Annotated in this window: 9 protein-coding genes; 8 read left to right on the top strand and 1 reads right to left on the bottom strand. The window is 30.9% G+C overall.

The genetic code is table 11. The features are described from left to right. The 5 genes from HMPREF2715_RS08175 to sbcC form a co-directional block, all read left to right on the top strand. A partial coding sequence (locus tag HMPREF2715_RS08175; protein WP_305367170.1) for a transketolase-like TK C-terminal-containing protein occupies positions 1-419 on the top strand: 419 nt, incomplete at its 5' end. A 220-nt stretch (positions 420-639) separates the two neighbouring features. Beyond that, complete coding sequence (locus HMPREF2715_RS08170; RefSeq protein WP_011275855.1) at positions 640-882, top strand: YneF family protein; 243 nt, start codon at positions 640-642, stop codon at positions 880-882. Positions 883-1,040: 158 nt separating this feature from the next. Then, positions 1,041-1,508 carry a CcdC family protein gene (locus tag HMPREF2715_RS08165; RefSeq protein WP_070440147.1) on the top strand — a complete coding sequence of 156 codons (468 nt, stop codon included), beginning with the start codon at positions 1,041-1,043 and terminating at the stop codon, positions 1,506-1,508. Between the two features lie 424 nt (positions 1,509-1,932). Then, the gene (gene sbcD, locus HMPREF2715_RS08160) at positions 1,933-3,057 is read left to right on the top strand and encodes an exonuclease subunit SbcD (protein ID WP_070839822.1); all 1,125 of its coding nucleotides are present in this window, start codon (positions 1,933-1,935) and stop codon (positions 3,055-3,057) included. A gap of 4 nt (positions 3,058-3,061) precedes the next feature. Then, positions 3,062-6,097 (top strand): exonuclease subunit SbcC, encoded by a 3,036-nt coding sequence (sbcC, locus tag HMPREF2715_RS08155; protein WP_070440151.1) that lies wholly within the window; start codon positions 3,062-3,064, stop codon positions 6,095-6,097. A gap of 55 nt (positions 6,098-6,152) precedes the next feature. Here the strand turns inward: sbcC and mscL are convergent, their stop codons facing one another. Further along, a complete protein-coding gene (gene mscL / locus HMPREF2715_RS08150) occupies positions 6,153-6,506 on the bottom strand; it encodes a large conductance mechanosensitive channel protein MscL (protein ID WP_070440153.1) in 354 nt (117 codons plus the stop codon). Between the two features lie 189 nt (positions 6,507-6,695). Here mscL and HMPREF2715_RS08145 point away from each other — a divergent pair, with 189 nt between their 5' ends. The 3 genes from HMPREF2715_RS08145 to menI all read left to right on the top strand — a co-directional run bounded on the left by HMPREF2715_RS08145 (position 6,696) and on the right by menI (position 11,899). Further along, positions 6,696-8,333 carry a BCCT family transporter gene (locus HMPREF2715_RS08145; RefSeq protein WP_070440155.1) on the top strand — a complete coding sequence of 546 codons (1,638 nt, stop codon included), beginning with the start codon at positions 6,696-6,698 and terminating at the stop codon, positions 8,331-8,333. A 295-nt stretch (positions 8,334-8,628) separates the two neighbouring features. Beyond that, positions 8,629-11,334 carry an aconitate hydratase AcnA gene (gene acnA / locus HMPREF2715_RS08140; RefSeq protein WP_070580627.1) on the top strand — a complete coding sequence of 902 codons (2,706 nt, stop codon included), beginning with the start codon at positions 8,629-8,631 and terminating at the stop codon, positions 11,332-11,334. A gap of 94 nt (positions 11,335-11,428) precedes the next feature. Beyond that, positions 11,429-11,899, top strand: a complete 471-nt coding sequence (gene menI, locus HMPREF2715_RS08135) for a 1,4-dihydroxy-2-naphthoyl-CoA hydrolase MenI (protein WP_070440159.1) — start codon at positions 11,429-11,431, stop codon at positions 11,897-11,899. The last annotated feature ends 201 nt before the right edge of the window (positions 11,900-12,100 follow it).

Here is a 12,100-nt window from a genome sequence, read left to right as displayed (position 1 = left end):
ATTTAGATGTAGATGAAGAGACAGTTGAACAAGGTGTTCGTAAAGGTGCTTATGTGGTCTTCGAAACTGAAACTAAACCTGAGTATCTATTACTTGCTACTGGTTCAGAAGTTAGCTTAGCAATTGAAGCAGCTAAAGATTTAGATAAACAAGGTAAAGGTGTACGAGTAGTATCAATGCCTAACTGGTTTGCTTTTGAACAACAATCAGAAGAATATAAAGAGTCTGTAATTCCTAAAGAAATTACTAAACGTGTTGCAATTGAAATGGCATCTCCATTAGGTTGGCACAAATATGTAGGCACTGAAGGTAAAGTGATAGGTATTGACCAATTTGGTGCAAGTGCCCCTGGCGACTTAGTCGTAGAAAAATATGGTTTCACTAAAGAAAATGTATTAAATCAAATTCACACATTTTAATATTAGATAAGAAATTAGAGAACTGAGAAGGCTTTCATTGGAAAGTCTTCTTTAATTTGAATGAGCAATACAAAATAATTTTTAAGTTAACTAAAAATAAGTATTACATTCGTTTAAGTATTTGTTATGATAACAAATGGATGCAGAATTACTAACTAGCTCTTGAAAATAGAATAGTAATTTAGTAAAATTCAGTAGGATATAGAAAGTGGGTGAAACAATGGCAACATGGTTAGCAATTTTATTAATCATTGTAGCGCTTATCGGTGGACTAGTTGGTGGTTTCTTTTTAGCACGTAAATATATGATGGATTATTTGAAAAAAAACCCACCCATTAATGAAGAAATGTTACGAATGATGATGATGCAAATGGGTCAAAAACCATCGCAAAAGAAAATCAATCAAATGATGACAATGATGAATAAAAACATGGATCAAAACATGAAAAGTTCAAAAAAATAATTTTTAAATGGATTGTAGTACCTTTAAGGTTTACAATCCTTTATTTTTGTAGTAAAACAACTTTAGTATTATTAAAAAAGAAAAATATTTAATAATCTAAATAACTTACAATGAGTAATAAAGAGTAAGAGTTTATGAATATATAAGAAGGTGTAACGTTGGCGTATTTAATTTTTTCTATTGTATTTGCTTTATTTATGGGTATAGTAGTAATTTTTATTCGAATGAAAGCTCAAAACTTTCCTGTTAATGAAAAGAAAATTATATTACCACCATTTTTCATGGCTACAGGCGCATTGATGTATGTGATTCCGTACTTTAGATTGACTGGTACTGAAATTTTAGAGTCGATTATTCTAGGTGTCTTATTCTCATCTGTTCTTATATGGACAAGTCACTTTGAGGTACATGGTACTGAAATTTATATGAAGCGCTCAAAAGCATTTCCAATCATTTTAATTTCCTTATTAATTATACGCACTTTAATTAAAATATTTATCAGTAGTAAAATTGATCCTGGTGAAATTGGCGGCATGTTCTTCTTACTTGCGTTTAGCATGATTGTTCCTTGGAGATTAGCAATGTTATATAAATATAAAAAGTTGAAAAGGTCAACTGTCAAATAATTGAATAATGATTTAAAAAATGATGTATTTTAAATTACTTTGAAAATTTTAGTAGAGCCTGGGACATAAATTAATATCTCAGGCTATAATTACATATTGGAAGTAGTTGAATGAATTAAAAACATACTTGTAACAAGCTTTTTTAATTCGATTCAACCTTGCCGGGCTGAGCGGGGTCCCAAGAAAGAGAATTTCCAAATAAGAAATTTTACAAGTAATGCAAGTTGGGGTTGGGGCCCCAACAAAGAGAATTTCAAAATAAGAAATTCTACAAGCAGAGCATGTTGGGGTTATTAATAGCTGCTCAATAACATAGGTGGGACAATGAATTTAAATTAATCATTTGTTCCATCTTTTTTAGTTTGAACAATAGTGTGATTCAAGATATAATATACACGAACAAATGTTCTAAAGGGAGGTCATTATGAAGGTTATTCACACTGCTGATTGGCATTTAGGTAAGATTTTAAATGGTAAGCAATTTTTAGAAGATCAACATTACATATTGAACAAATTTATTGATAATTTGAAGGAAGAGAAACCAGATGTTCTGGTTATTTCGGGTGATATATATGATACGTCTTATCCTAGTAAGGAGACCATTAGACTTTTTGAAGAAACGATTAAAACTATAAATGTAAATATGAAAATTCCTACAATTATAACCAATGGAAATCATGATGGTAGAGAAAGATTAAATTATGGGTCAACATGGTTTGAGTTTTCACAATTATATATTAGAACGCAACTAGAATTAATGTCTACACCTATAACTATTAATAATATTAACTTTTACACACTTCCTTTTGCCACTATTAGTGAAATTAAGGCTTACTTTAATGATGATGATATCAAGACATATGAGCAAGCAACTCAAAAGTGTATTAACCACATTTCGAAGATTATAGACCCTAATCAAATTAATATTTTAATTGGCCATTTAACCATAAAAGGTGGTAAAACATCAGAATCTGAAAGGCCACTTACAATTGGAACCGTTGAAAGTGTAGAAAGCGCTAACTTCCAAATTTTTGACAAAGTACTATTAGGACATCTTCATCATCCATTTAGTATTACAGATAATATTGTTGATTACAGTGGTTCGTTATTACAATACTCATTTTCTGAAGTGAACCAGGCCAAAGGATACAAAAAATTAATGATTAGTTCAAAAAATGACATAAATATTAAGTTTGTACAATTAAAACCTTTAAGAGAGTTAGAGCAAATTGAAGGTGACTACTCGTCTGTTATACAAGGTGACGTTCCTGTGAAAAATAAGGACAATTATTTTCACTTCAAACTTAAAAATATGTCTCATGTCACGGACCCTATCATCCACCTTAAACAGATATATCCAAATACACTTTCGCTTAGTAATATCACTTTTGAAAATCATAATAAATCAACGTACGCAGATTTTAAAACTAAAGATGATCCTACAATAATTAAAAATTTCTACAAAACAATTACAGATGAAGATTTAACAAATTATCAAGAGAAGAAAATACATCAATTATTAAATCAAGTTATCAATAGGGAGGATTAAATAATTGAGACCAACTAAATTAATACTTAATAATTTTGGACCTTTCATACATGAAGTTATTGATTTTGAACAAATAAATAATGAACAGTTATTTTTAATTAGTGGAAAAACTGGTTCGGGAAAAACTATGTTATTTGATGGCATTGTTTATGCTCTATTTGGTAAGGCTTCTACAGAAGGTAGAAATGAGGGAGAATTACGAAGTCATTTTGCTGATGGTAAATCTCCGATGAGTGTAGAATATGAATTTAAAATTAAAGATAAAAAATTTAAAATATCTAGACAGGCTGGATTTATTAAAGAGGGGAATATTTCTTTAACACCTGGTAAACTTGATGTTTTTGAATTTGATGAAGAAAGTCAGCTTTACGAACTACGAGAGAGTAAAATCAGCTCTGGTAATGGTTTTATCAAAGATTTGTTAGGTATCAACGCTGAACAATTCAGACAATTATTCATATTACCTCAAGGAGAATTTAAGAAATTTTTAGTATCTAATAGTTCCGATAAGCAAAGTATTTTAAGAACATTATTCAATAGTATCCGTTTTGAAGAGATGCAAAATTTATTGTTAAATCAAGTTAAAGACGAGAAGAAGCAAATAGAATCACGTTATAGTCAGATTCAAATACTTTGGGAAGATATTGAAACATTTGAGAATGATGAATTAATTCAATTTAAATCTTTGAATAGTATGCAAACCAAAGACATTATTAATGCAATACCTCAGTTCGAACAAGTAGGTCAACACTTAAATGAAAAATATGAACAATTAAAATCTGAACATCATGATGCGCTTGAAGCTATTAAAAGAAAAATTGAAGAAAACAATAAATTAATAGAATCACTTAAAGAACTTGATCGAAATAAAAATAAGAAAGTTCAACTAGAAAAAAACAAAGTTAGTATTGAAAAATTAAAAGCTGAATTACGTAAAATTATGGAAATTAAACCCTTGAGTCAATTGTATAATCAAAGAAACGCAAAAGAACAAAAATATGAAAATACTAAGGTTAAGCTAAATTCTATTCTTGAAGAGTTACATAAACTTAATGATAAATTAGAGAAATTTAAGAAAGAAAAAGAAATTTTAAATGAACAATCAGAAGATATTAACATTAAGTCTGTATATATTGATAAAACTAAACAGTTTTATACAAACATAAATAAGTATTATGAAGCCTTTAACGAAATTAAACAAAATGAAACATACTTAAAAGAGAATAATCAAAAGCAAGAAGAAAATAAGAATTTAATTGATAAATTGAATAATGATATAGCTAAAATAGATGTAAATAACGAGAATATTGACGAAATAACACAGGAGATATTCCAATTAAAAAACACTTTTGATAAAAAAGTGACTTTGAGAGAAAACAAGAAAAAATACCAATCTTTAAGTCAAAAATACAACGAAACAGAGAAAAGTATTAAAAAGACTAAAGAACAAATTTCAGATTTAAAACTTCAATTAGAAAATATAGACAAGTCAAATATTGATTTAAATGATAAACAAACATTTATTCAAGAAATTCAAAATGCACTTCATGTTGGAGATACATGTCCTATATGTGGTAATGAAATTGAGTCTCTCAATGAACATATTAATTTTGATGAAATTGCTAAGAATCAAAATTTAATAAAAGAAGTTAATAATCAGTTAAATAAAAAAATAAATGAGTTAACTAAACTTGAAACCACTTCTGATTATATTAGTAATCAAATGAGTGAGTTAGAAATAAGTGATGATGAAATTAGTGATATCGACGAAATAGAACAACAATTAAAAACTAAAAATAAGGAAAAAGAAAAACTACAAATTCAAATTAAGCAACGTGAAAAGTTTAAAAGTACACTAGATAAGCATAAAGATATTAATCATAGCTTGCAAATTAAGCATGAAAAACTTTTATCATTGAAGCATCAATTTGAAACACTAATAAAAGAATTTAAAAGTTACACTAATTATGATGAAACTAATAAATTTGAACAGTGCTTTAAGCAATATGAACAAATAGTAACTGATTATGTATCTAAGAACGAAGTATTAGAGAAAGAAATAAATCAAACAAAACAACAAATTGAAATCGAAACAAATAATCTAAACAATAATCAATTAGTTATTAAAGAACTTGAACAAGAAATTAGTGGTCATAGCGATGAAATTAATCAAGAAATGAAGCGAATTGGACTAAATTCATACAAAGATGTTGAAATTTTATTATCTAAGTTAGACAACAAAGAGCAAATTGAAATGAAAATTCAGCAATATGAGCATGATCATCAAAAACTTACTTTAGAGATTGAACGACTATCTCAACTTACAAAAGACAATAAACCTGAATCGGTTGAAAAATTGGAAGCTACAAAAACTGAAATTGAATCCAACTATAATAAGTTTGTTGAAGCGAGTGCTACAATTCAATATCAAGTACAGAAAAATAAAGACAAATTTAATAGTATAATGGATCATATAAATTATTTAGAGAAAGAATTAAAAGAACAACAAGAAATCTTTGAATTATCAGAGGTACTATCAGGAAAAAATAATAAAAAATTGACGCTTGAAAACTATGTGCTTGTTTATTACTTAGAACGAATCATCCATCAAGCAAATATTCGTTTAGAACGTATGAGTGGGGAAAGATATCAGCTAAAAAGAAGAGAATCTATATCTCATGGTTATAGTGGTTTAGAAATTGAAGTGTTTGATTTTCATTCAAATAAATCTAGACATATTAGTTCATTATCAGGTGGTGAAACGTTCCAAGCATCTCTAGCTTTAGCACTAGGATTGAGTGAAGTGGTTCAACAAGAATCTGGTGGTATTACCCTTGAGTCGATGTTTATAGATGAAGGCTTTGGTACGTTAGATCAAGAAACATTAGAAACTGCTCTAGATACTTTGGTTAAATTAAAAACTTCAGGCAGGATGGTTGGTATCATATCTCACGTTAGTGAACTTAAACAACGCATTCCATTAATACTTGAGGTAACATCGAATCAATATCAAAGTCAAACTCGATTTAAGTGGAACTAAAAAAAGACCATATGGCAAAATTAATACAATATTGCCATACGGTCTTAAATTATGATTATTTAGCTCTTAACAAATCGCGGATTTCTGTTAATAAAACAGTATTTTCTTCGATTTCTTCTTCAGGCTCATCTTTCTTCACTAAAGTATTTGCGATTTTAACAAATATAAATAGTGCGATTGCTACAATTATAAAATCAATAATTGATTGGATAAATAGGCCATATTTAATTCCCCAGAATTCCCAATCTTTAGCAAAATCGACAGAACCGAAAATTTTACCAATTAATGGCATGATAATGTATGTAACTAATGATGTAACAATTTTATTGAATGCTGCACCCATAACTACAGCGATTGCTAAATCTAGCACGTTACCTTTAAGAGCAAACTCTTTAAATTCTTTAAACATAATTCAATACCCCTCACTTAAGAATAAAATATATTATACAACATATAAATATTTTAGTAAATGTTTAATTTAAAAGAAATTTGATATTGTATAAAGGCTTTGTTATCCTTTAATATATCGTCTTAAATTACTTCAATAGTTATTTCAAACTAATTTTTAAATTTAATATGGGAAAGGAGTAAGTAAATTATGAATTCTTCTTCTGAAGAAACAAAACAAAACAAGAAGTTTTCATCGGTTTTTATTTACAGTGCTATCGTAGTAGCCATTGTTGTATTAATCGGTGCATTTTTACCTGAGCAATTTGGTAAAATTACAGGCGACATCAGTAGTTGGATTACTGAAAAGCTTGGCTGGTATTACTTGATTTTGACTACTGTAATAGTGTTCTTTTGTATCTTTTTAATTTTTAGTCCAATCGGTAAACTTAAACTAGGTAAACCTAATGATAAACCTGAATTTAATACTGTTTCATGGTTTGCGATGTTATTTAGTGCCGGTATGGGAATAGGTTTAGTGTTCTACGGTGCAGCTGAACCTATGGCACATTTTGCCTCACCACCTAATGCTGATCCTAAAACTACTGAAGCATATACAGAAGCATTACGTTCTACATTTTTCCACTGGGGATTCCATGCTTGGGCTGTATATGGTGTAGTTGCATTAGCTTTAGCTTACGCTCAATTTAGAAAAAATGAACCAGGTTTAATTTCACGTACACTACGCCCTATTTTAGGTGACAAAGTGGAAGGACCTATAGGAACAATTATTGACGTTCTTTCAGTATTTGCGACTGTTGTAGGTGTAGCCGTTTCACTTGGTATGGGTGCGTTACAAATTAATGGTGGACTTCATTACTTATTTGGTGTTCCAAATAATGTATGGGTTCAATCTATTATAATTGGCGTAGTTACAATATTATTTATTGCTAGTGCATGGTCTGGTTTAAGTAAAGGCATTCAATATTTAAGTAACTTAAATATTGGTTTAGGTACTGTTTTAATGATTATTGCTTTAATTATTGGACCTACTGTACTTATTTTAAATATGTTTACTAGTTCAACTGGTAGCTTATTAAATACATTCTTATTCAACAGTTTTGACACTGCAGCTTTAAATGGTCAAAAACGTGAATGGATGTCTTCATGGACCCTTTATTATTGGGGTTGGTGGTTAAGTTGGAGTCCATTCGTAGGTGTATTTATTGCACGTGTGTCTAAAGGACGTTCAATTCGTGAATTTATCTCAGGTGTTTTACTAGTACCAGCAATCGTAAGTTTCTTATGGTTCAGTGTATTTGGTGTGTTAGGTATCGAAACAGGTAAAAAACACCCTGAATTATTTAAAATGACACCTGAAACTCAGTTGTTCGGTGTATTCCACCACGTTCCATTAGGAATGGCATTATCACTTATAGCATTAGTACTAATTGCTTCATTCTTTATCACATCTGCCGATTCAGCTACATTTGTGTTGGGTATGCAAACAACATTTGGTTCTCTTGAACCTTCTAGAGCTGTAAAAGTAACATGGGGTGTTTCTCAATCATTAATCGCATTCATCTTATTACTAGCAGGTGGCGGAAACGGTGCTGACGCATTAAATGCTATTCAAAGTGCGGCAATTATAAGTGCGTTCCCATTCTCCTTTGTAGTTATAATGATGATGATTAGTTTCTATAAAGATGCAAACCAAGAACGTAAATTCTTGGGATTAACACTTCAACCAAACAAACATAGACTTCAAGATTATGTTAAATATCAACAACAAGATTATGAATCTGATATTTTAGAAAAGCGTGAATCAAGAAGAAACGCTGAAAAATAATATGAAGTCATCATAATAACATTATTGCCCTTAAGTGCTTTTATAAGTACTTGAGGGTTTTTTATGAATTTTAAAGAGACCATATTATATATTAATGAAAATCATTCTCAATTAATAATATTTACTTATAGTGGTAAGTGCATATGATAAGAATAACTTATATATACTGATTATAAATGCGAAAGCTAAATCACGTGAAATGTAGGTATATACAGTTGTTTTGAAAAACATATAATTATACAATTTATTTAAAGGCATATAAATATGAATTTTAATATTCAAGGGGGATATATAAATGACTTCTAACATTAAGCAACAAGCTAAAAAGACATTTGAAGCAAATGGCCAGTCATATACGTACTATGATTTAAAAAGTTTAGAAGAACAAGGTTTAACAAAAATAAGTAAATTACCTTACTCAATTCGTGTTTTATTAGAATCAGTATTAAGACAAGAAGATGAATTTGTCATTACTGATGAACATATTAAAGCGTTGGGTAACTTTGGCAATGAAGGAAATGAAGGTGAAGTACCTTTCAAACCATCTCGTGTTATTCTGCAAGACTTCACAGGTGTTCCTGCAGTTGTTGATTTAGCATCATTACGTAAAGCAATGAACGATGTTGGTGGGGATATTAATAAAATCAACCCAGAAGTGCCAGTTGACTTAGTCATTGACCACTCTGTTCAAGTTGATAGCTATGCTAATCCAGATGCATTAGAAAGAAATATGAAATTAGAATTCGAACGTAATTATGAGCGTTATCAATTTTTAAATTGGGCGACTAAAGCATTTGATAACTATAATGCTGTTCCCCCTGCAACTGGTATTGTTCACCAAGTAAACTTAGAATATCTTGCAAATGTTGTACACGTTCGCGATGTTGATGGAGAACAGACGGCATTTCCTGACACACTTGTAGGAACTGACTCTCATACTACAATGATCAATGGTATTGGTGTACTAGGTTGGGGTGTTGGTGGTATTGAAGCTGAAGCGGGTATGCTAGGACAACCTTCTTACTTCCCAATCCCTGAAGTAATTGGTGTTCGATTAACTAATTCATTACCACAAGGTTCAACAGCTACTGATTTAGCATTACGTGTGACTCAAGAACTACGTAAAAAAGGTGTAGTTGGCAAATTTGTTGAATTCTTCGGTCCTGGTGTAACTGACTTACCATTAGCAGATCGTGCAACAATCGCTAACATGGCGCCCGAATATGGTGCAACTTGTGGTTTCTTCCCAGTTGATGAAGAATCTCTTAAATATATGAGATTAACTGGACGTAAAGAAGAGCATGTTGAATTAGTTAAAGCTTATTTAGAACAAAATAATATGTTCTTCACTGTAGATAAAGAAGACCCTGAATATACGGATGTCATCGACTTAGATTTATCTACTGTTGAAGCTTCATTATCAGGTCCAAAACGTCCACAAGATTTAATTTTCTTAAGTGATATGAAGAAAGAATTTGAAAAATCTGTTACAGCACCTGCTGGTAACCAAGGACATGGACTAGATAAAAGTGAATTTGATAAAAAAGCAAATATTAATTTTGCTGATGGTTCAACTGCAACAATGAAAACAGGTGATATTGCTATCGCAGCAATCACATCATGTACAAATACATCTAACCCATATGTTATGTTAGGTGCAGGATTAGTTGCTAAAAAAGCCGTTGAAAAAGGTCTTAAAGTTCCTGAATTTGTTAAAACTTCATTAGCACCAGGTTCAAAAGTTGTAACTGGATACTTAAGAGATTCAGGTCTTCAAGAATATTTAGATGACTTAGGATTTAACTTAGTTGGTTACGGCTGTACAACATGTATTGGTAACTCTGGTCCATTATTACCTGAAATCGAAAAAGCAGTGGCTGAAAAAGATTTACTAGTTACATCAGTATTATCTGGTAACCGTAACTTTGAAGGTCGTATCCATCCATTAGTTAAAGCAAACTATTTAGCCTCTCCTCAATTAGTAGTAGCTTATGCATTAGCTGGTACAGTTGATATTGATTTACAAAATGAGCCAATTGGAAAAGGTAAAGACGGTCAAAATGTTTACTTAAACGATATCTGGCCAACAATTCAAGAGGTTGCAGATACTGTAGATAGTGTTGTAACACCTGAACTATTCCTAGAAGAATATAAAAACGTGTATAATAACAATGAAATGTGGAATGAAATAGATGTAACAGATGCACCATTATATGACTTTGATCCTAATTCAACATATATCCAAAATCCATCATTCTTCCAAGGTTTATCAAAAGAGCCTGGTACAATTGAACCACTTAAAGATTTAAGAGTTATGGGTAAATTTGGCGATTCTGTTACGACTGACCATATTTCTCCAGCCGGTGCAATCGGTAAAGACACACCAGCTGGTAAATATTTATTAGATCATGATGTATCTATTAGAAACTTTAACTCTTACGGTTCTCGACGTGGTAACCATGAAGTAATGGTAAGAGGTACATTTGCTAATATTCGTATTAAAAACCAATTAGCGCCAGGTACTGAAGGTGGATTCACTACTTACTGGCCTACAGATGAAGTAATGCCTATATATGATGCAGCGATGAAATATAAAGAAGACGGTACTGGTTTAGCTGTTTTAGCAGGAAACGACTACGGTATGGGTTCTTCTCGTGACTGGGCTGCAAAAGGTACAAACTTATTAGGTGTGAAAACTGTTATCGCTCAAAGCTATGAACGTATTCACCGTTCTAACTTAGTTATGATGGGTGTTTTACCATTACAATTTAAAGATGGTGAATCAGCAGAATCATTAGGATTAGATGGAAAAGAAGCTATCTCTGTTGATATTGACGAAACAGTAAGTCCACGTGATACTGTGAAAGTACATGCTAAAAAAGAAAATGGTGAAGTCGTTGATTTTGAAGCAATTGTACGATTTGATTCACTAGTTGAATTAGATTACTATCGTCATGGTGGTATTTTACAAATGGTTCTAAGAAATAAATTAGCGCAATAATATATGAACTTTAAAGCCATGCTGACTTTATGTTGGCATGGCTTTTTTATGTTAATATGAAATATGAATGATTTTGGAAAAGAGGTACTTAAGAATGATATACAGTATGACTGAAATTGAAGCTAGATATCAAGAAACAGATAAAATGGGTGTGATTTATCATGGTAATTATGCAACATGGTTTGAGGTTGCACGAACAGATTATATCCGAAAGTTGGGTTTTAGTTATGCAGATATGGAAAAAGAGGGCATCATTTCTCCAGTTGTAGACCTTCAAATAAAATATAGAAAATCAATTTTTTATCCTGAAAAAGTGACAATCAAAACATGGGTTGAGCAATATTCAAGACTTAAATCAGTTTATTGTTATGAAGTATATAATGAGAATGGAGAACTTGCCACAACTGGTTCAACTCAATTAATTTGTATGAAATCAAGTAATTTTCAACCAATTAGATTAGACCGTTACTTCCCAGAATGGCATAAGGTTTATAGTCATGTAGATAAATTAAATCAAGATGGAAAAGATTTTGAAGTGACACAATCAAGCGACCTTGAAATATAGATGATATACAAGACTTAGGGAGAGGAATGTATTCACTTAACCCCAGCTTGCTTTGCTTGAAGAATTTCAGAACGAAATTCTCTATGCGGGGGCCGACTATCATTTACCTTACCTTTAAAATTTTTATTGTAATTTCATGCGTTTAGATTTATCACTAATATGTATTAAAAAAAGGCTCTACGTCAAATCGGACTGATGAGT

Source organism: Staphylococcus sp. HMSC062A01 (genome assembly GCF_001836805.1).
Lineage (GTDB): Bacteria > Bacillota > Bacilli > Staphylococcales > Staphylococcaceae > Staphylococcus > Staphylococcus haemolyticus.
Note: the sequence above shows the minus strand (reverse complement) of the source record. Positions and strands in the feature narration are given on the sequence as shown.